Origin of the sequence: Wylensekiella montiformis (assembly GCF_009697385.1) — a bacterium.
In the GTDB taxonomy this organism is placed as follows: domain Bacteria; phylum Bacillota; class Negativicutes; order Selenomonadales; family Selenomonadaceae; genus Selenomonas_A; species Selenomonas_A montiformis.
Genome location: NZ_VUNL01000005.1, coordinates 90,252 through 112,019, shown reverse-complemented (window position 1 = coordinate 112,019; position 21,768 = coordinate 90,252). Strand labels below are relative to the sequence as shown.

22 protein-coding genes are annotated in these 21,768 nt (G+C 41.9%); all 22 read right to left on the bottom strand.

The window, feature by feature from the left end; genetic code table 11:
• Positions 1 to 77: 77 nt before the first annotated feature.
• The gene (locus tag FYJ78_RS05910) at positions 78 to 1,256 is read right to left on the bottom strand and encodes an MFS transporter (RefSeq protein ID WP_154620476.1); all 1,179 of its coding nucleotides are present in this window, start codon (positions 1,254 to 1,256) and stop codon (positions 78 to 80) included.
• 82 nt (positions 1,257 to 1,338) lie between these two features.
• On the bottom strand, positions 1,339 to 2,859 hold the full coding sequence (locus FYJ78_RS05905) for an LTA synthase family protein (RefSeq protein WP_328597651.1): 1,521 nt from the start codon (positions 2,857 to 2,859) through the stop codon (positions 1,339 to 1,341).
• Positions 2,860 to 3,499: 640 nt separating this feature from the next.
• A complete protein-coding gene (locus FYJ78_RS13070; RefSeq protein ID WP_268878421.1) occupies positions 3,500 to 3,625 on the bottom strand; it encodes a hypothetical protein in 126 nt (41 codons plus the stop codon).
• A 31-nt stretch (positions 3,626 to 3,656) separates the two neighbouring features.
• Positions 3,657 to 4,160 (bottom strand): MBOAT family O-acyltransferase, encoded by a 504-nt coding sequence (locus tag FYJ78_RS05900; protein WP_154620475.1) that lies wholly within the window; start codon positions 4,158 to 4,160, stop codon positions 3,657 to 3,659.
• Positions 4,161 to 4,223: 63 nt separating this feature from the next.
• Positions 4,224 to 5,324 carry a DegT/DnrJ/EryC1/StrS family aminotransferase gene (locus tag FYJ78_RS05895; RefSeq protein ID WP_154620474.1) on the bottom strand — a complete coding sequence of 367 codons (1,101 nt, stop codon included), beginning with the start codon at positions 5,322 to 5,324 and terminating at the stop codon, positions 4,224 to 4,226.
• A 72-nt stretch (positions 5,325 to 5,396) separates the two neighbouring features.
• A complete protein-coding gene (locus FYJ78_RS05890; RefSeq protein WP_154620473.1) occupies positions 5,397 to 6,035 on the bottom strand; it encodes an HNH endonuclease family protein in 639 nt (212 codons plus the stop codon).
• A gap of 9 nt (positions 6,036 to 6,044) precedes the next feature.
• On the bottom strand, positions 6,045 to 7,358 hold the full coding sequence (locus tag FYJ78_RS05885) for an AAA family ATPase (protein WP_195847883.1): 1,314 nt from the start codon (positions 7,356 to 7,358) through the stop codon (positions 6,045 to 6,047).
• 179 nt (positions 7,359 to 7,537) lie between these two features.
• On the bottom strand, positions 7,538 to 8,056 hold the full coding sequence (locus tag FYJ78_RS05880) for a GNAT family N-acetyltransferase (protein WP_154620471.1): 519 nt from the start codon (positions 8,054 to 8,056) through the stop codon (positions 7,538 to 7,540).
• A gap of 19 nt (positions 8,057 to 8,075) precedes the next feature.
• Positions 8,076 to 8,489, bottom strand: a complete 414-nt coding sequence (locus tag FYJ78_RS05875) for a sugar 3,4-ketoisomerase (RefSeq protein ID WP_154620470.1) — start codon at positions 8,487 to 8,489, stop codon at positions 8,076 to 8,078.
• Between the two features lie 30 nt (positions 8,490 to 8,519).
• Positions 8,520 to 9,968, bottom strand: a complete 1,449-nt coding sequence (locus FYJ78_RS05870; RefSeq protein WP_154620469.1) for a hypothetical protein — start codon at positions 9,966 to 9,968, stop codon at positions 8,520 to 8,522.
• Positions 9,969 to 9,989: 21 nt separating this feature from the next.
• Positions 9,990 to 12,023 carry an LTA synthase family protein gene (locus FYJ78_RS05865; RefSeq protein WP_154620468.1) on the bottom strand — a complete coding sequence of 678 codons (2,034 nt, stop codon included), beginning with the start codon at positions 12,021 to 12,023 and terminating at the stop codon, positions 9,990 to 9,992.
• Between the two features lie 12 nt (positions 12,024 to 12,035).
• Positions 12,036 to 13,058, bottom strand: coding sequence for a glycosyltransferase family 8 protein (locus tag FYJ78_RS05860; RefSeq protein WP_154620467.1), 1,023 nt, complete (start codon positions 13,056 to 13,058; stop codon positions 12,036 to 12,038).
• An 18-nt stretch (positions 13,059 to 13,076) separates the two neighbouring features.
• Positions 13,077 to 13,652 (bottom strand): dTDP-4-dehydrorhamnose 3,5-epimerase, encoded by a 576-nt coding sequence (gene rfbC, locus FYJ78_RS05855; protein WP_074513890.1) that lies wholly within the window; start codon positions 13,650 to 13,652, stop codon positions 13,077 to 13,079.
• Positions 13,653 to 13,654: 2 nt separating this feature from the next.
• Positions 13,655 to 14,572, bottom strand: coding sequence for an NAD-dependent epimerase/dehydratase family protein (locus FYJ78_RS05850; protein ID WP_074513891.1), 918 nt, complete (start codon positions 14,570 to 14,572; stop codon positions 13,655 to 13,657).
• A gap of 10 nt (positions 14,573 to 14,582) precedes the next feature.
• The gene (rfbG, locus tag FYJ78_RS05845) at positions 14,583 to 15,641 is read right to left on the bottom strand and encodes a CDP-glucose 4,6-dehydratase (RefSeq protein ID WP_154620551.1); all 1,059 of its coding nucleotides are present in this window, start codon (positions 15,639 to 15,641) and stop codon (positions 14,583 to 14,585) included.
• Positions 15,638 to 16,411: a glucose-1-phosphate cytidylyltransferase gene (gene rfbF / locus FYJ78_RS05840; protein WP_074513893.1), complete on the bottom strand. Its 774-nt coding sequence runs from the start codon at positions 16,409 to 16,411 to the stop codon at positions 15,638 to 15,640. The genes rfbG and rfbF overlap by 4 nt, the downstream gene beginning before the upstream one ends.
• A gap of 16 nt (positions 16,412 to 16,427) precedes the next feature.
• On the bottom strand, positions 16,428 to 17,156 hold the full coding sequence (locus FYJ78_RS05835) for a nucleotidyltransferase family protein (protein WP_328597650.1): 729 nt from the start codon (positions 17,154 to 17,156) through the stop codon (positions 16,428 to 16,430).
• Positions 17,153 to 18,157, bottom strand: a complete 1,005-nt coding sequence (locus tag FYJ78_RS05830; RefSeq protein ID WP_074513894.1) for a GHMP family kinase ATP-binding protein — start codon at positions 18,155 to 18,157, stop codon at positions 17,153 to 17,155. The genes FYJ78_RS05835 and FYJ78_RS05830 overlap by 4 nt, the downstream gene beginning before the upstream one ends.
• A gap of 1 nt (position 18,158) precedes the next feature.
• On the bottom strand, positions 18,159 to 18,734 hold the full coding sequence (locus FYJ78_RS05825) for a CatB-related O-acetyltransferase (RefSeq protein WP_206671378.1): 576 nt from the start codon (positions 18,732 to 18,734) through the stop codon (positions 18,159 to 18,161).
• 58 nt (positions 18,735 to 18,792) lie between these two features.
• Positions 18,793 to 19,746 (bottom strand): WaaS/CpsH family glycosyltransferase, encoded by a 954-nt coding sequence (locus FYJ78_RS05820; RefSeq protein WP_154620465.1) that lies wholly within the window; start codon positions 19,744 to 19,746, stop codon positions 18,793 to 18,795.
• Positions 19,739 to 20,608 carry a VirK/YbjX family protein gene (locus FYJ78_RS05815; RefSeq protein WP_328597654.1) on the bottom strand — a complete coding sequence of 290 codons (870 nt, stop codon included), beginning with the start codon at positions 20,606 to 20,608 and terminating at the stop codon, positions 19,739 to 19,741. Before FYJ78_RS05815 ends, FYJ78_RS05820 begins: the two co-directional genes overlap by 8 nt.
• A 64-nt stretch (positions 20,609 to 20,672) precedes the next feature.
• The gene (locus FYJ78_RS05810) at positions 20,673 to 21,755 is read right to left on the bottom strand and encodes a glycosyltransferase (RefSeq protein ID WP_154620463.1); all 1,083 of its coding nucleotides are present in this window, start codon (positions 21,753 to 21,755) and stop codon (positions 20,673 to 20,675) included.
• Positions 21,756 to 21,768 lie beyond the last annotated feature (13 nt).

Below are 21,768 nucleotides of genomic sequence, written 5' to 3'. Positions count from 1 at the left end.
TTTTCTAAAACCCACGCACAAAAAGCCCTGCGCCATCAGACCATCTCTGACAGCGCAGGGCTTTTCCTGCCTTCCAGTTACATCCTTTTTCTATGCGAAAAACGCCGCCAGAAAAAATAACCGGCTGCGGCCGCCAGAATAATCAGCGTACCGGCAACGCCATACATAAAGGCATACCCAAAATGCGCAGCCACCACACTAAGCACCATTGCCGCCAGACCCACACTGATATCCAGCGACCAAAAATACGTTGCCGTAGCCACACCGGCCCGGGCCGGCGGAGCACTCTGCACCGCCAGCGTCTGAAACGCCGGAGACAGCGCGCCAAAACCGACGCCCAGCACCGCCGCAGAAACCAAAAGTCCCGAAAGCGATGCCGCCTGACTGAACCAGACCATCCCGGCAGCAAAAAACGCAAACCCCGGATAAACCGTCCAGTCCGGCCCTTTCACATCAAAAAGGCGGCCGATGACCGGCCGTGTCAGAATAATGACCAGCGCAAACACCAAAAAGAACAAGCTCGTCTCCGCCTGCAGCCCCAAACTCTTGGCATAAAGCGGAATAAAAGTCAGAATGCCGCCATAAGCGAAAAATACCAGTCCGCCCAGCAAAGAAGGCGCCAGCGAACGCACCTCGACAAAATCAGCCAAAGACGCGCCGCGCCGCTCACGACGGGCCGGCGCACGAACCGCAGCCGGCATACGGTAAAAATTCGCCGCAGCCACCGTAGCCACGCCCAGTCCCGCCACGAAAAGGAACAGCGCCTGACTGCCAAGATGCCCGATCAGCAGCAATCCCACCAGCGGACCGACCACCATCGCCAGATTCGTCGACAGCGCAAAATAACCAATGCCCTCCCCCTTGCGGGACGCAGGCAGAATCAGCGCCGCCATAGCCGCAGCCGCCGTCGTTGCCACGGCGAAAATACAGCCATGCAAAAGCCGGAGCGCAAAAATCGCCTGCAGCGAATGGAACCAGAAAAATGCCAGCATCACAAAGAAAAACCCAATCGTCGCCGCACGCATCAGCCGCTGCTTATCCACCGCATCGATCAGCCGGCCGGCAAACGGACGGCATACCACCGCCCCGATCTGAAACGCCGTCATCGCCATCCCGGCCTCCATATCGCCGCCGGACAACGTATCCATAATAAAAATCGGCAAGGCCGCCACCATAATATACTGCGACATAAACAAAAATAAATTGCTTCCGCCCATTCCCAAAAATCCCGGCGTCCAAAGCCTTTCCTTCTCCATCCTATAGCATCCCTTTCCCAATCCTCCGAGTGAACAGACCGTCTCTTTTACATTCTTCACGTACTCATTCAAAAAAAACTCTCTAAAGGCGGCCGATCGATTTTTCGCGCCCGGCATCATCGAGCAGCTCCGGATGGCGCACCAGCCACCCCGTAAGCTCACACCAGGCATCGCGCTCATCACGGAACCGCTCTTTACCGCGCTCAAACGGCAGCAATTCTTCTGAAACGGCTAATTGCTGCGACAGCCCATCACGATAATCTCCAATCCAGTCCTCAATCATCCAGCAATACGGCGTAACAACATGATCGACAGGCTCTGTAAGCGGTTCAGCGATCGAATAATAATCAAAGCCCGCCGGAGCAATAAGCTCAATCAGCGTCGGCATGATATTCATGTGTCCACCGATCGTATTGCCCGACAGCATATCTGCCGTAAGTTCCGGATGCGACATCGAAAAAGAGGTCAATACCTGCTCCCGCAGATTTGGCTCCGTACGGTCGACTACACCGCACTGGAACGGAATAAGCCCTGTGGTATGATCACCAGTTACCACAAACAAACTATCCGGATATACCGTCTGCATATCTTCCACAAACTGAATAAGCGCCTGATCCGCATACCAGATGCCCGCCATTTGTTTCATCATTTTATGATTTTTTAACAAAGTTTTCGGTGCATCAGGCATAACTTTCTCCGCCGCAAATCCATACTCCTTATAAGGCATATTATATGGTCCATGATTCGACGTCGTATAAAGGAAATGAAACACCGGCTGCTCATCATCATCCTGTTTAATAAGCCTGGCCGCCTGCTCAAGGAAAATATGATCGTAAACACCGAGCCAAGTCTTCGGTGAGCCTTGAGGACAGAAATCAGGGCCGCCATGCCAGGCGTCAAAGCCAATCGCTGGCACAAAATGCTCCAGACTCCCCCAGTTCAGTCCGCCGCCATACCAAAACTCTGCGCGATAACCCAGTCTTTTTAACTGCAGAGGCAAGGATATAGGAATGTTACCATGCCAGAACATGGTGTTCTCATTAAGTTCCATATCCGCGTCATAAATCCCCGCCAGCAAACTAACTAATGACGGCTGAGAAATCATACCCGCTGGCAAAAAATTATCCATAGCCAGCGTATGCGCCTGACTGCGGTATCGGCGGCTGGCGGCCATCAGATTTAAATATTCATACGGAGCATCAAACGGAGCCTGTCCATGACTCTCAGCTAAAAGGAAAAAAATATGCCGCGGCTTGCTGATTCTGGCCCCTCTGGCCGAATGCTGAAACGGCGCCCACAAATTCTCACGAAACAACTTTTCTGAAGGAAGAACTGGCCGCAATACTTCCAGCGCTTCATCATCCGTATGTTTAAGGGCATCACTAACCTCACGCTTACAGGCCAGCTCAAATGCAACCAGATCGTCTATCGCAGCCTTCCCCATAAACATATCATTCTTGACAATGGGCGGTACTTCATCCCACTCCGGCTTCTGGCGGTGATTCAAAGTTCCCCCATAGCGAAACCAATAAAAAAGCACAATAGCACAGACGAACACTATCGCATTCAGAACATACTGCATGACATTAGAAGAAAGTTCCACATATCCAATGCTGGGAAGGTGCAGTATCCCATTCCCTAAAATCCAACAAAGACAGCCATAGGGAATATATCCCAACAAAATCCAGCCGCCATGATTCTGATTGAAGAAAATATCGATAAGATTTTTTTATCTGCATTACACCCCGGTTTGATTGTCACATTGAACGTATCCCGAAAATGATAGTAGAAAATCATCTTCCCGAAAAAAGCTGTATAAAGCACGAGCAGATACAGCATAAGACCAAACAGTCTTACACGATCACCGATAGCATAATACGAAGGAATAAAAGTTGCCGGTATCGTGACCAACACCAAAGAAAACAGAAAAACGTATGCGTTAAAATCCATTCCCTACCAAAAACCATAGCGGAAACATTCTATCCATTTCTTCCATTCCCCAACAGGACTCTTCTTGGGGCCATAACGCATAATAAATACCAAGCGAAAAATACCACAGACAATAGGTGCTACAACCATTAATTTCAAATCCTGCTGCCACCCGAACCAAAAGGCTGAACCCATATTGATCCCCCTAACTGCGAATTAAATATCATCCCTTGCTATTGTATTGCTTTCCTTCATCCCGGTTTTCGTACATCTGAAACTATCTATTTTTATTTCTACTGCAAATAATCCGGATATTATTCTATACTCCCCTTAATATCCAGCTCTTCTTCCAGCTTTTGCAAATGCTCCGTGACATTATCCTTCGTCACTAGCACGCCGAAATTCTTTTGACCATTATGGAATATCCGATCCACAATCATATCGCCGACAATTGGCCGATAATGACTTGGTTCATAATAATAGTAATTTTTTGATTGATGATTGGCCAGCAATCAGATGCGGGAAAATCGTAACAAATTCCAGATATGTCAGGAAAGATTCGTTCCGTGCTTCTCCCCGATACGCATCCACCAAATACGCAGTCTGCGTAAAGGTAAAAAACGAAATACCAAGTAGCAGGACTATATGTGGCAAATCAAACATATCTGCCCCCGCCAAAGCATTCACCGTACCTAGGAAAAAATCTGTATACTTGAAATACCCTAACAATAGGACATTCACAACAATACCAAAAGTCAGCCATACCCGATTGCCATTGCAACGCTCTAACTGCCTCCCCACAAGATAGTTAAAGCTGATCGAAGCAAAAAGCAACGGCACATAGCGAACATCCCAATATCCATAAAAGAAAAACGACGCCAGTACCAGCCCAAGCGTAGCCGCACGTTTCTGTCCACCATGCCCTAATGCAAAAAGCCACAAAGGTAAGGGGTAAAAAGAGCAAAATAAACTCATACGAATTAAATAACACCTAAATTCTCCTCACATATTGTGTAACATAGGCATCCCTCTAGTATTTTATGCAAATTCATTTAATTTATCGATTACATAATCGACTTGATCATCACGCATTCCATAATACATCGGTATACTCAATACCGTCTGACTGATTTCTTCTGCAATGGGCAATGCACCTTCCGCAATATGCAAATCCGCATAAGCCCCCTGCATATGCATCGGTATGGGATAATGCTTCACCGTATGGATTCCATTATCCAACAGATATTTTTCCAATTCATCCCGCTTATCGCAACGAATAACAAACACGTGATAGATATGTTCATATTCTTCAGAAGTTGGCAAGGGCAGCTTAATCAGCGGATTTTTAATTTCTGACAAGTATCTGGCAGCCACCTGACGACGAGCTTCATTCCATTTTTCCAAGTGCGGGAGTTTCACACGCAGGAAAGCCGCCTGCATTTCATCCAGACGGCTATTCGTCCCTTTATAGATATGATGATACTTATAATCCGAACCATAGTTTCCAAGCGCACGAACTTTCGCCGCTAACTCATCGTCATTCGTAGTAACACAGCCACCATCACCTAAAGCACCAAGGTTTTTTCCTGGATAAAAGCTAAACCCTGCGGCATCCCCCAACGAACCAGCTTTATTTCCTTTATATTTAGCACCATGTGCTTGTGCTGCATCCTCAATAACCTTTAGCTCATATTTTTTCGCAATGCGATTAATCTCATCCATATCGCAGCAACGCCCCTGCAACTGCACAGTCATAATGGCCTTAGTTTTCGACGTAATCGCCGCTTCAATTCTGGACGCATCAATGTTAAATGTTTCCAATACCGGCTCTACAAACACCGGCGTTGCCCCCGCATACGAAACAGCCAACGCCGTAGCAATAAAGGTATTGGATGGAACGATTACCTCGTCCCCCCTCCCAATACCATAAGCCTTCAAAACCAGATACAAAGCATCCAGCCCAGTAGCTACCCCGATGCAGTGCTTGACACCAACATAAGCGGCAAATTCTTTCTCAAAAGCCTCTAATTCCTTACCCTGAATAAACCAGCTGTTATCCATAACCTTCTTATATGCCGCATCCAATTCATTGCGAAGTTCATCATGCATCGGACGCAAATCTGCAAATGGAATCTCCATAAAAATTCTCCTCTTTCCTATTCAAATTTATTTAAAAGGATCAATATATCAGCACCTTAATGATATTCCCCTTTACAGTGAATTGATTTTCTTTTTTAAATACCATAATATTATTCCAACATATGGAACATATTCTCCAGAATCATTTAGGCTGCTATATCTCTTCAAACACTTGATAAAATATTCTTTATTTATCCTGACATTGCCTGCACGTTTAAATAATTGATGCTGAAAACTCTTTAATACTTCACGCCTATTATATACCAAGTACCCATCCTCATCATTCAAATTCAGCACGGTATCTAAATCTTCCTGATAATCTGCCACTGATGATTTTATATAACCATTACTCGTGTAATATATCGTCTCGATATCTCCTACAAGCTGCGGATCTATGTGTAGTTCAGTATTTCCCTTGTGTGTATCACAGGTTTGATGTATCTTGGCTCTCCCCTCGCCACCCTTACAAACTGCTAACAAATTACTATAACGAAGCTCATTTTGCAAATTACGAGGAACATAATGTTCAATCTTCACATCATCAACTGCTATACGTTGCATACAATATGCGCACAAGTAGCCTTGCTCTTCTAACAACGATTTTCTCAACACTGATTTTACTTCTGAAGGCATATCATCAAAATGCGCATTAACACTGCCAGCATATTGGGTAAACTTATCTGGTTGATTCTGCTTTTTTATATACAACATAGTTATTCCTCATATGGAATCAAGTGTCAATGCAATTTTAGCATCCACTACATCCTGATCATTGCTACCCAATGTTTTTTCCAATGTTTCCAGTATTTTTTTAGCTTCCGCTGCATCGCCTTCATCCAAATTATCATTGAACATCTTAAGCAATGCCAATATCTCTTGTGGACGAATTTCTGTTTCCATCAATTCATGCATGATTGCTGTCAAATTCCGACCATACGAATTACTATGTGCAGGAAACACTTCATTATCTTTGATAATACGAATATTCTCTTTATGTACATTCGCTAAAATACTAGGCGCATGTGTAGTTACCACGAACTGCAACTTCGGAAAAATTCGTGTCAAATCCTGCATGATGCGCTGTTGCCAAGACGGATGCAAATGCATATCTAATTCATCTATCATCACAATTCCATCTGTGTCTCTGACGATATTCCCCAATAAATGCGGATTCAAGACAGCCATACGATACGCTATATCTGCTACCATGTTAAGGATTGTTCTGATTCCATCACTCAACAACCTTACTGGCAAGTAAGATACATCACCATCTTTATAGTGTATTACCAGCTCCAGTTCATCACTTTTAACGCTAAATCGGAATTTAACATCCTTCGCTTTATCATCCATTCCACAATAACAATCCGCTACAGCTTGTTCTACAGCTTCCAGTTCTGGAATAGCTCGTTCCTCCTGTAGACGCGTATAGGTCATTTTAGAAAACCATCGCAACATGATACTTTCATTCGTATTTACGTCCAAACAATCCTTATAGCCTCTAAGCCGAGAACGTGCACTATTGAGCTTGGATTGATTGTTTTTCAGGCGGTTCTGTTTTCTTGCCCATAAACGCCCCGTTCCATAATATGCAATCAATGGCAGGATAACATCCTTGTCACCTTTTCTAACCCGTTCCTGTAAGCTTGATGCATATTCCATGATACTGCGAGCTTCTTTTACCGTGGTTCGCCCATTTTCATTATTCAGTCGCCTCTGCCACTGTATCGCAATACCACCATTGACTTCCGCATCCATCGAAATACTTGTAGGAAATTGCTTTTCACGATTTGGCACACTGCCTTCTTCATACATTCGATAATGTACATCATCCTGATGAAGTGCGTTTGATGAAACACCATCCAATCCAGCTAAAAAGCTTCCCAAAGCAATCGACATCGCATCTAAAATAGACGATTTTCCCGCACCATTTATACCTATCAATACAGTGTAAGTACGTTCAAAATTTATTTTCAACTTTTCAAAGCAACGGAAGTTATTCAACTGCAATGATTTTATCCACATTCGCTCATTCACCTTCTTAACTTTTCCCCATATGATCAACGAACTACTTTCCAAACGCTGCTAAATAAATTCATTGAATAAACCATCTGGTATCCATAACTTTCATATAGTCAAAACACAACTCATAATGTATCCCCTCACACATAAAACAGAAATTTACAAATGGCAATTCCCTATTTTCTCTTCCATGATTACCTCACAACATGATACCAAATATACTCATCCATCTGCTTTTCACTATAAGATTGCATACACTTCGCCTTTGTAACTATCATCTCTGATATTGGTATGCGTTCATACTCATTTTTTTCATAAAAACGCACAGCTCTTTGATTTTTAGGCGATACGCACCAATACACTTCCACCAAATCCAGCTCACGAAAAGCTAACTCTATTATTTCTTTCATTGCAAAGCGTGAGCATCCAGTCCCCATAGCTTTTTCCCGAATTGTGATCGCAAATTCAGCAGTCTTATCAGATATATGTTTCAAACTCGTAGTTCCCATATATTCATCATTCATATCAACAATAGCCAAATGTAAATCTTCGCGATTTCCTTTTGCTTTTTTTATAAATAATAGACAATCTTCTATTGTTTTTTTTGCAAAATTATTTTGTAAATCATGTATTACATCTTCATCATGCATCCATTCCAACATAAACGGTGCATCTTTTTCTTTTAATTCGCGCAAAAAATATTTAGATTTCATTTATACCATTTCCCACAATTTATTCTGCACTAGAGTCATTGTCAATAAATTTCAGAAATTCATCATAGTTACGAATATAATCACTCTCATCATATAGTTCAGATGCAAATACTAATAGCACTGCATCATTAGAAAAGTCAAACATCTCTCGCCACATATTATTGGCAACATATAATCCCTCGTATGGTTTTTCCAGTGGCACAACTTTCTTTTCTTTACCATTATCAAGCCGAATCTTGCAACTGCCATGAATGCAAACCAAAATCTGCTCCAATTTTTTGTGTGCATGATGCCCACGCACTACACCTTCTGCTGTGTCATACATATAATAGACGCGTTTAATTTTAAATGGAATATCTTTGAATTCCTCTAAGGCAATCAACTGTCCTCGTTCATCACCATGAGGCTGAAAAACATATTTTACAACCTGCAAATTATTCACCTCGTAATTGTCATAATTATTTTATTTATGAAATAATCTTATAACCTTTCTTATTAATCGATAAAACACAAGTTTTGGATAATCGCACCACAACAATACAGTATATTTGTTAACAACCAAACGTAGCAAATCATCTATCGAAAATCTATACATATATGATTCGCGAAAAGCTGAAGTATCGATATCATGTAAATGGAATATAAAATCTGTATTTCCGTCTTCAATGAGTCTTCCTAATTCTTCGCGAAATCTATTCTCATCTATCACACTTTTAACTATTTTTTCTTCCTTTCCCCGCTTATAGTCTTCATCGGACAATAATCTATTCGCCTCAGCAACCACTGCTTCTTTATCTTGGAATTCCACTGCCAAATCTTTATGATTTAGCAACAAACCATCTAAACTATTATCCATATTACTTACCAACGTTAAAGGCAACTTTCCAGCAACAGCTGCATATTGTGTCATCAAGCCACCTATCATTGGATAAGTATTCAGATACAACGTTATATGCTGCATAACAGCATATAAATCTTTCCGTTCATCGATAACAAATACACGATCAGGAAATTTGTTCTGCAAATCTATCAAACCAGACTTATCACCAGTCCCAGCATAAAGAAACAACAAATCATTATGCTGTTGCATGATATCTTCTACCATATGATAATAGGTTCTTTTATCATCAAATGTTTTATACAACGACCCGCCACTAAACAATATTTGCCGATTCCCTACATCAAACGGAAAACCATCGAATGGAACATTCTTATCAAAATAAGGGTAATAAGATAATAATCTGATTTTATCTTCTGGAATATGCCGATATTTATGCGAAACACAGGCGCCATACTCACGAAATTCTACACAATAATCGAAAGCGTTCCGCCCCAGCCAAAAAGCATGATCTGTAAGGTTTATTTGGTATCGCCTAACCTTACCAGTCATAACGCCAAACGCCACACAAGCCTCAACATCCGATGGCTCAGTATAGAAAAAAGCTACTTGTGGCTGATGTTTACAAAACGCCTGCAAAAGTTCAGTCGTCAAAGCATCTCCTTTTTTTTGACGCAAATAATGAAATGCAATTCTTTTATTTGCAGTAACCTTGTGAAGCTCCGGCTGTCGATTACGAACCTTTTCCTTTGCCACGTAAACCACCGAATAATTCAAATCACAAAGAGCTTTAAGATATATAAGTGCCAAGCCTCTAGTATCTAAACCAAAACCATCATAAAAAAGTATAACATTCTCTTGTGGTTCGTAATCTGTTACAAGATGTCTCTTCTTACTAACCAGTTGTTTTATACAAGATTCCAGAGCATCATCCGTATATGTCTGATTCCACTGATATTGAATATCCGCAGATGTATAAATCGCTGTATATGCCTTCTCTATGTTGTTATTAGCAATTGCCTTCTGCGCCTGTTGGCATATATCTTTTAGACATTTTTCAACTTTTTCTTTCATAACTCTCTCCGCTATAAGCTTTTAAATCTTATTTCCGACACCAGCATCACCAAGCAATTCTGGATGACGTACCATCCATCCAGTAAGCTCACACCAAGCATTGCGCTCCTCGGCAAACATTACCCGCTCCTGTTCAACTGGCAACAGTTTTTCCGATACACGAAGATCCTGTGCCCAACTATAGCGGTAATCTCCCAGTGTATCCTTTGTCATCCAACAATATGGAGTAACCACATGGTCTATCGCTTCTGTTAGCGGCTTAGCAATCGAATAATATTCGTATCCCTTGGGAGCAATTAATTCTATAATTGCCGGCATAATATTCATATGACCACCAATAGTATTACCATTCAAAATCTCTTTTGTCAATTCTGGATGAATCATCGCAAACGAAGTCAACAATATTTCGCGTTGGTTTGGCTCATGGCGCTCAATGACATCACACTTATACGGAATCATATTTATTGTATGATCACCAGTCACAATAAACAAGCTGTCCGGATATACTTCTCGCATTTGTTCGGCAAAATGAATCAATGCTTGATCAGCATACCAAATTCCAGCCATTTGCCTCATGACCTTATGATTTTGTTTTAGTTTTTCCGGTGCCTTTGGCATAACTTTCTCAACATCAAAACCATATTTTTCATAAGACATATTATAAGGACCATGATTCGACGTTGTATATATGAAATGAAACACCGGTTGATCATCATCTGCTTTCTGAATCAACCTCGCTGCTTCTTCCAAAAATATATGGTCATATACGCCCAGCCAAGTCTTTGGTGAATCTGGAGGACAAAAATCAGGACCGCCGTGACATCTATCAAACCCAACTGCCGGCGCGAAGTGTTCCAAACTGCCCCAGTTCAGTCCCCCTCCATACCAAAACTCCGTACGATACCCAAGTTTTTTTAACTGCAACGGCATTGAGGTCGGTACCGTTCCATACCAAAAGTCTTTATTTTCATTAAGCTCTAAATCTGCATCATAGATCCCCGCTAACAGACTCACCAATGATGGTTGTGAAATCAACCCCGCTGGCAAAAAATTATCCATAACTACCGCATTTGTTTCTTTGCGAAAACGCATGCTTGCATCCATCAAGTGCAGATAATGAAAAGGCTCATCAAAAGGAGACTGCCCATGACTTTCCCCCAAAAGGAAAAATATATGCTTAGGCTTTTGTATCCTTGCACCTTTAGCTCTATGTTTAAACATTTCCAAAGGAGACGCCCCCGAAGCCAACTTCTCCGATAGTATTGGTTCCATAATAGCGGCTGCTTCGCTGTCATCATGTCTCAACGAATCACATACCTCACGTTTACATGCCAGTTCGAAGGCCACCAAATCATCGATAGTTGCCTTCCCCATGAAGATATCAGCTTTCACCAAGGTCGGAACCTCATCCCACTCTGGTTTATTACGGTGATTCAATGTTCCGCCATAACGAACCCAATAGAAGAATATAATCGCGCCTAAAAAGATCAATGTATTCAACAAGTATTGAGACCAAAGAGCCCCACACTCTACATAATTGATACTTGGCAAATTCAGTAATGCACTTCCCATCAGCCAGCATAAGCATACATAGGGGATATATCCTAAGAGAATCCAACCGCCATGGTTCTGATTGAAAAATATATCCGCTAGATTTTTTTTATCTGCATTACGACCGAGTTTCATTGTCGTGTTAAAGGTATCATGGAAATGAAAATAGAAAATCATCTTTCCCATGAAAGCAGTATATATTACCACCATATATACCATCAAGCCAGCCAACCTAACAGTATCACCTATAGCATAATAGGCCGGTATGAATGCTGCGGGAATTGAAACCAACACCATTGAAAACAAAAAAACATATGCGTTGAAATCCATTCCCCACCAAAAACCATAGCGGAAACATTCTATCCATTTTCGCCATTCACCTAACGGATTTTTCTTAGGTCTATACACCAAAATAAATACTAAGCGAAATATCGCACAAATTACAGGTGCCAGAATCGCCAGCTTTAAATCCTGCTGTATCCCCATAAAATAGAAAGAAAACATTCCTTACTCCATTCAACAATTACATTTAGAACTCAACTTATCCTTGAGATACTTCCATTGCCACTTGATGGCCAGCCATACATTTCCTTGCATTAACATCCATTTAGAGAAAAGACGTTTCCCCATAGTGTTCATTGGCTTCCCTTTGAAATCTGCCCAAAGAGATTTACTACGATAATCATTATATATATCGAGCTCTACACAATATTTACTGAAGTCATCGCCTTCTGGCGTCCAGAGACTCCATGGCTTATAGCATGCTGCGAAATGAATAATAACGGTGTCTTCCGGCAGTTTTCCATGTAATTCCTCACGCAGGACTGGAATCATCAAGTTGAACTTATATGGCAATTCTTTCCATTGATCATGAGCGACAATATTCAATGCATCCTGATCAAAGAACCACAAAAACTTTCCCTGTTGCTGCCACTCATAAGCCGTTTGAAAAGCTTTTTCCGTTAGTTCAAGCTCGTTCCATCGGTCAATATCAATATATAGGCATCCTGCATTGAAATACTTACTATCTGCAGGAATCCCAATGTCTTTTCGATGCTGTTTTATCGTATTGCCAGATAAAGTGTCATGAACCGCCATAAAGGCTTTTCCATCAAAAGAATATTTCTCGAATTCATCTAACGACCCCAGGCAGAGTGCATCTACATCAAAAAAAACGGCTTTCTTAACTGATGGGTCTAACACCCGTGGCAATAACAGTCGATAGAATGTTGCCACTGGCATTCCCTCACCGATAATTCTCTTAACAGCCTCAGCATCAATATAAAGAATTTCCAGACAAATATTCTTATGTTCTTCCACCATCTTCTGCAAGCGATCCAAATCCTTTTTCTCAATTGCAGTAGCAAGAAAATACATGTGCACACCACGTTTTGTATTATTTCTCGCTATTGAAGTCAACATAATTCCAAGCGTAGCAATCAAATCCGGGCCGACTCCCACACCGATGTGAAAATCCCCTTCTTGGGCACGCTCTAAACAGAAGCCCTCTTTTTTTAATACTAATTCTCGAAAATTCATAGTTACTCCATTTGAAAATCAAAATGCACCATATTCATCAACGAACTCTTTAAACGTAGGCAGATTTTTATCCTTATCCGCTAAAATCAAATTTTCTTCTCCGCCGATTTTATCTAACGGCCAATCCACTGCTATGTCCGAATCATTCCACTTGATTCCGCCATCAAATTCACCATAAAATTTTTCAGAACATTTATATGAAACAATAGAATCTTCTAATACCAGATATCCATGCGCACAACCTGCAGGAACTAGAATCTCATTATGTTCCTCACCAATGAGGTCAAACCCAAGCCATTTCTTATAGGTCGGGCTATCCTTCCGCATATCAACCACGACATCATACACATGCCCGTAAATACAGCGAACCAGCTTCGGTTGCTGTTTCTCTCGCTGAAAATGCAGTGCTCGAATAACGCCTTTATGCGAAGTTGTATAAAAAACTTCCATTAAGTCATGCTTAATTCCATTCGCTTCAAAAACTTCCTTGGAATAATCTTTCGTAAAACAACCGCGAACATCTTCTGCATTAAAAGGAGTTATCTTTATCAAGCCATCAATAGCTGTTTTTTCGAAACTAAACTTCGTATTCATTATCAGTTCTCCCTACTTTTTAACCATTCCATCGTTTTTCTTGTTCCTTCCGCAAAAGAAATTTGTGCCCGGAATCCTGTATCCCTTTCTGTTTCTGAGCAATCGAACTTAGATAATGGCATATCAATCCCGGTAAACGGAACATCGCCAAAAATAAATTCAAGCTGCGGTGCAATTGCATTTTTCATTTCTATTAAAAATTCTTTTAACGGTCGTGCCGTCGAACTTCCAATCAAGTATTCATGGAAAGATTTACCATTTTCCGCAATTAGATAAAATGCTCGTGCAACATCATCGATATACACAAAATCATAGTTCTGCGTTCCTGCTGTAAACTGTGGATTTTCTCCATTTATGCACTTTCTTATCGTCGTATTCACCATGCGAGGGCTAACTTCACCAACACCATAAGCATTTGTTATCTCAGGCCATACTAATTCAATACCGAGTTTTGCCGCCATCGACATACACATAATATGTGAAACGAGCTTACCCGCGCCATAGATATACCCCAAACCCGGCTGATTTCCCTGCGTAAAAGCTGCCGCCATCGTTTCATGTTCCATAATACTTCCCGAACCAACGAAACGTTTACAGCCTAAGACCTTGGCTACCCGCAATGCATCAACCGTCCATTCTGCATTTTTCAACTGCAAAGTCGTATCTGCGCGAGCGGCACCTGCAGAACCATTCCATGCAAAATGAAAGAAAACATCATAATCCGAATCGGGCAGGATGCCTTTTAAGGCTGCGATATTATCAAGCTCTGCCGAATATACCTTTACTAATGGATCATCAATAATATTCGTTTTATTCCCGTTATGACAGATAGCTGTTACCCTAACTCCATTAGCCACCAATTCACGAACGACTGCACTCCCAACGAACCCATTAGCACCTGTAACAATTGCGTGTTTCATTACTCCTGCCTCATTTCATGAATTCTCTTATCTGTTTTTCCATCAAACTCGCGATATCTTCATCATTTCTCCAAGCCTTCGCCCATTCAATAGTCTTTGCTATCGCTATATCGATATGCCAATGTGGCTGCCAATTAAATACAGATTTCATCTTGGAACAATCAAGTTTTAGGAATTTTGCTTCATGTGGCCCCTCCACACTCACATTTTTCCATTGTATTCCTTCACCCCAGATACGGCAAAATATGTCAGTAAGCTCGCCTGTAGTCACACAATCACAATCATCCGGGCCCACATTATACCAACCTGCATATCGTTGAGCCTCATACTGTGCCTGTGCGATCAATAAGTATGCATACAATGGCTCTAATACATGCTGATAAGGCCGAATCGAATATGGATTCCGCACTTCAATTTGTTCACCATGATATGCAGCACGAATACTATCGGGTACGATTCGATTAGGCGAGAAATCGCCACCTCCTATAACATTACCGGCACGAGCCGTCGAAACAGCCACACTTCCATCTTTGAAAAAACTTTTCTGATAGCTGTGCGTCACAAGTTCTGAACAGCTTTTGCTATTTGAATATGGGTCATATCCATCTAAAGGATCGTTTTCACGGTATCCCCATGCCCATTCATTATTCTGGTACACTTTATCCGTCGTCACATTTAAAAATGACTTAACACAATCCGACTGGCGAACACATTCCAAAAGATTAACGGTTCCCATCACATTTGTGGCATACGTCCCCACCGGATTGCGATAACTTTCAATTACAATAGGCTGTGCTGCCAAATGAATAACGATCTCTGGTTGTGCCTCATCAAAAGCCTTTTGTAATCTATCAAAATCACAAATATCACCAATTACCGAATGCATTCCAAGTGCTACCCCTGAACGCTCAAACACTCTTCTGCCTTCATCGGTAGGCGATGTCAGAGAATAGCCTGTAACCACAGCTCCAAAAGATTCCAGTATCTTGCAAATCCAAGTTCCTTTAAAGCCTGTATGACCAGTTACAAAGATTTTTTTCCCTCGATAAAAATCAGGATTTAATTTCATTTCTTCCACACTTTCCAAGGCGCATTCCCTAAAGCCCAAAGCTTCTCAAGTTTTTGGCGATCACGCATCGTATCCATGCACTGCCAGAAACCATTATGTTTAAATGCCATCAATTGGCCATCATCAGCCACCTTTTCCATAGGTTCACGTTCCAACATCACATCACCATGTATGTAATCGAATATTTCCGGTTCCAAGACCATATATCCCCCATTGATATACCCAACATCGTCTCGGCTTTTCTCACGAAACGACTGAACCTTGTCCCCTTCCAAATCCAAAATACCAAAACGACCTTCCGGTTTTACAGCTGTCAAAGTACATATTTTCCCATGCGATTTGTGGAACTTTACCAATTCTATAATATCTACATCACATACACCATCACCGTATGTCATTAAAAAAGTCTCATCGCCAATATATTTTTGAACCTTTTTAATTCGCGCCCCAGTTAATGTTGCATAGCCAGTATCAACAATAGTTACTTTCCATGGTTCAGCAAAATTGTTATGTACCTCTACTTTATTTTCGCTAGAAAAATCAAAAGTAATGTCACTTTTATGCAGTGCGTAATTCGAAAAATATTCTTTAATATATTGTTGCATATATCCTGCGCAAATCACGAACTCTGAAAATCCAAAATATGCATATTCTTTCATAATATGCCAAAGAATCGGCTGCCCGCCAATCTCAATCATCGGTTTCGGTTTAAACTGAGATTCTTCACTGATACGCGTACCAAAGCCACCGGCTAATAATACAACTTTCATGTTGTAAAGCCTCCTGTTATTCTTTTATCCTATATTTATTTTTCACAATATATTCCCTTGCCGCTGCATAATCTTCAGGAACTCCAATATCGATAAAATATCCAACGGATTTAAATGCTTGAACATGCATACATTCAACCTGTTTTTCCAAAAAATCTTTCTCCAAAGAAAAAACATCCTGCTGTATATTATCCAATAAAGTACGCCTTAAACAATATACGCCCCCATTGATAAACCCCGCTACACAATATTTTTTCTCACCGAAATGATGTACACACCCATTTTCGTCGATTTCCAGTGCTCCATACCGATCAAAATCACGCATTTCACGAGCAGCCAAAGTAAAATCAGCATTACACCGTTGATGCTCTTCTTTCATCGCAACAAGATCAACATCGAAATAAGTGTCTCCATTTAGCACAAACACATCATCATCTCGACAAATCCGCAATGCTTTTTTTACAGCACCACCAGTCCCCAAGGGCTCATCTTCCCTCACGTAAGAAATCTTTATTCCCTCATAGGTATCTCCAAAATACTCTTGAACCACAGAGGCTAAATATCCCACAGATAAAACCACCTGCGTAATACCTTGCGAAACCAACTTATCTAGTACAAACGCTAAAAATGGAGTACCCTCATCATCCATTGGTGCCATCGGCTTTGGAACATCTGAAACTACCTTACGCAAACGAGTTCCAAAACCACCGGCTAGTATAATAGCCTCTCCTATCGATTTCTTCACCTGTTTTCCTCCAGCTCATAATCTTCAGCCGTGTAGTGGACAATAGACGTTCCGCTACTCTCGAACAAGAACGGAACATGAAGCAGTCCCTTGAGCGCGGCTCGTACCGCAGGCTGTTTTTCCGGCTCCACATAAAAGAGCAAGAATCCACCGCCACCTGCACCGAGTAACTTGCCACCTAAAGCACCAGCCTGCATCGCCTTTTGATATACCTCATCGATGGCATTCGTCGAAATTCCTGCGGAAAGGCCACGCTTTAACTGCCACGACTCATGCAGCAAACGCCCAAAATCATCTAAGCTGCCACGCGAAATGAGGATTTTTTCCGCCTCATTGACCATTTCCTTCATGTGAAGGAGCTGCTTGATTTTCTCCGGCATGCTCTGACTCGTCTTTTTCTGTACCTCCGCTGAAAAACGTGTAAAACCTGTAAAGAATAACATCAATCGGTCATTGAGCTCGCGTTTACGCTGATTCGAAATCACAATCGGTTTTACCGTATACCCATAGCGATCCATATCGATACGATTCAACCCGCCATACGCTGCGGCAATCTGATCTTGAATCCCGCCCGCTTCCTTGCACATCTCACGCTCCAGATAAATTGCCTCATCAGCCAAGCGCTTCTTATCCACCTGCTTACCTTTCAAGGCATAAAACGCATTGAGCATACCGACCGCAAATGAACTGCTGGTGCCTAAGCCTGTACGGGCTGGCAAATCCGCATCATAAAGCAGGCGAATCTGGCGGATATCCAAAAAACGCATAGCTTCACGAATTAATGGATGCTCAATCTCATCAATTGAATTTACCGTTTCCTTCTGCGAATAAGTCAAATGCGTACGATAATCAAAAAAAGGCGGTAAATGACGAACATTTACATAACAATATTTATCGAAGGTCGTTGACAATACGGCTCCACCATATTCCTCATAAAACGACGCCAAATCTGTACCACCGCCAAAAAACGACATGCGAAATGGTGTCCGCGTTATAATCATTCTACATACACCTTTCTATCAATCGAATGAGCATTTCTTTTGTTATAGGGCTCCGAAACAATTCTTCATTATCTTTAACAATATTATCATCGATATTATTGTAATCTATTTTTTCCATACAAGTTCTTAACTCAGAATCGAATCTATATTTTATAACTTTTGCGGGGACGCCTCCAACAATGGCATAAGGAGGAACATCTTTCAAAACCAATGAGCCTGCAGCTATCACTGCTCCCTGCCCAATCTTAACCCCTGACAATATTGTTGATCGATAGCCAATCCACACGTCATCACCTACAACAATATCACCTTTGGATAAAGATGCACCCTCTTCATTAAAACAGTATGCTTCAAACGGGTAGGTAGACACAGTGTCCATCCTATGGTTCCCTGATAACAAAAAGGTCACCTCTTGAGCAATCGAGCAAAAATGGCCGATATGTAATTGACCATCATTTTTCCCGAAACATTGCGCATTAATTGGTCCATACGTCATCTTTCCAACATGAACATTATTTAATGCACTCGGATTAACCAATGTTGTATAATTATGTTTATTCCGTTTTCGCCATTCCATTTGACGACGATAACTTTTATGAAATATCCATTTCATTATATTCATAAAAACACCTTATCTATTCAAAAAAACGTTCCATCCAAGCTTCCACCGTATAATTTCGAACAATTTCAATAGGCACATCTTCATACGGTACATCCAAGAACTCTCTTATTTCCTCTAACGGCTGCTGTCCAATGATAAAGATATTATTTTTACGATAGAAGTCATAGTTGACAACATCCGGGTTATTCGTAATAAGTTTCTTGCGGAAGAATATCGACTCCATCGGACGCAACGTAATTCCTCGTTGGCCAGGTTCTACAATATCAAGGATTGCCTTCGACTTATAGATTCCCTCCGCCAATACACGATAGGGGAACCGCCCCGGTGACAAGTATTTTTCAAACTTCTTGGCATATCGCTTGTGCGGGGTCCGTACTACCACCATCTCATTGCTGAGTCCTAATTTATTAAAACGATTCTGGAGTTCAATCAAGTATTCCAATCTATGCTTATCGTATCCACAGAAATAGATGTCGTTGACGACTTCAAAGTCTTTTTGTTCTTCACGGATATCCTCAATTGTCCCATCATAGTAATCATAATAGAAATGCGAGTACTTCATTCCCCATTCTTCACAATTATCGCGGTCAAAGGAAACGAACTCAACCCCTAATCCTTGATAATCCTTCGGTTTGTTTCGTTTCTCCACCGGTGTTTCGTAATACATGATGATACGCGCATTGGGATTTTTCTCACGAAAATACTCAATCACATCTCGGCCACGAATGCCGTTGATGAATATCCCCATATCGTACCCTTCCGCGTTTTTTGACCACTCGCCATACCATTGCTTACGATTTTTTAAGAAGCTGACATGCTCATAAACCTTGCGCCAGTCACGATCCCATTTATTCTTCAAAGGACGATAGATGCGGTCCAAGGTAACATTCGGATATTTTGCCATTCGCTTCGAACCATCTAAAATCAAGACGCGATGATTTTTAAGATACTCCTCGAACTTATACATGATCCTGCTCCTTCATCATTGCCTTGATATTTTTCAAGATAGCATCATCAATCTCATCCATCAAGGCAAAGCGGCGACGATATACAGCCCGTTTACGGGTCGGCACTTCTTCCATTGTTTTGCGGTATTCCACCATTGGCAACTCATAGAATCGTTCATCCTTGCACAGTGTCCCGCCCGATTCTTCCCAAAACTTGCTGAAATCTGTCTTGAGTTTGCGGTCACGGCGTACATGGTTATTGGCATAATAGCCATGATTCGTCACAGCATAAATATGCTTCAATCCCATTGCACGGGCAGCCTCCTGGGTTGCATGAAGGATGAGATTCTTTGTCCGGTATGCATGACACTGCTTCGTGATTTTTTTGATTACCTCTTTTGCATTCTCTAAATTCGGCCCCTGCATAGCCCCAATCCAAAGGGACCATTCGCCATCTTTATTCGGAGCAATCCAAAAAATCATCTGGTAAAGCGGCCGCTCATTCTCACGGCGAAGAACGATCGACAGCAAGCCTTCTTTTCGCTGCCCTGGCTCAAAATAGAGTGCCAAATGAAGGGGCTCTCCTTCTCCCGTATTTTCCCAGATATTCTGGTCTTCATACCGATAGAATTTCAGGAATACTTCCGGCCGGAATATTTTCTGCAGGAAATCAATATGGTTCTCCAAGAGTTCTGCTCTCTCATTAAAATTCGATTTATTATAAAAGAATGCACGCGTTGGCTGCTCATAAGCATAGGGGTATTCTTCAATAAATTTCTCCGTGAGTTCATTCCGATGAAAAAAAGCATCCAGTTTTTTCATCCGCTTCCGATTGAAGAGACATCTCCCCACAAAAATAACTAACCGCCTTGCCTCGCGCAAAACTTCTGTCCGATAGATTCTCTTACCAATCGTAATATAACTTTCCAACGCTGATTCCTCCGCTTTATTTGTTATTCTCTCCCCAACGAGATACGATATGAGCAATGTCCTGTTTAACCTGCGCAAAGATATTCTCATAGGATAGCTCTTTCAATCTGCAGCACCGCTCTTCTGCTAACTGTTTCATGACGGCTTCGTCTTCCAAGGTGGCATGAATGATCCGGGCTGTTTTCTCCGGATCTTTATCCGACAATATAACGCCAGCCCTGCCTACTGTCTCCGGCACTGCCGCTGCTGCATAGGCAAATACCGGTTTATCAAACACCATTGCCTCTACCAGCGGCACACAGAATCCCTCATGCTCACTCAGGCATAACAGTGCATCAGCTACCCGATACCAAGTACAAAGTTCATCATTGGATACACTGCCCGCAAATACGACGTCATTTTGCATCTTATATTGCTCTACCATCCGATGAAGTTTCTTGGCAAAGGATGGTTTCATATTCCCCACAATAATCAGGCGAACCTTAGGATTGATATGTTCTTTGTAATATCTTACGATCTCGATTGCTTCATCCTGTTTCTTATGCGGAACTCCGCGCCCTACAATCAACAGATTCAATTTTCCATCATGGTATTTATCGTAGATAGCCTGCACCAGGGGACGCTCTAGGAACTTTTCCGGTTCAACGATGGCCGCCAATGGTTTTGCCTCACGAATCCCTAAAGCACGCAGTTCTTCACAGGAATATTCCGAAGCCCCCCACGCATAGAAGGTATTCTTCACAATCGACTTGAGCTGTCGCCGTCCTTGGATACATTTCAACCATGACCCCCAGGCATTGCCAAAAAAGAATTTGGCTGGCGTAATGTTGTGATAGTATAGGACGATGCGATGCGGATAGTTTGCCACCCATTTATTGAACGACGTCCCCGTCGTCATATGGTAAATGACGATATCCTCTGCCGTCCCATCAAATTTGTCCATTGTCTGGATATGGTCATTCTGTATCCGTTCATCCAGCTTATGCGCGAATATTTCCGTATCATACCCCAACTTTTGAAACATTCCATCCAATTTTTGAACAAACTTACTCGCGCCATCGTGCAACGTAAGTGCATGGGCAATCTGTATCAAACGCAAAATATTTCCTCCA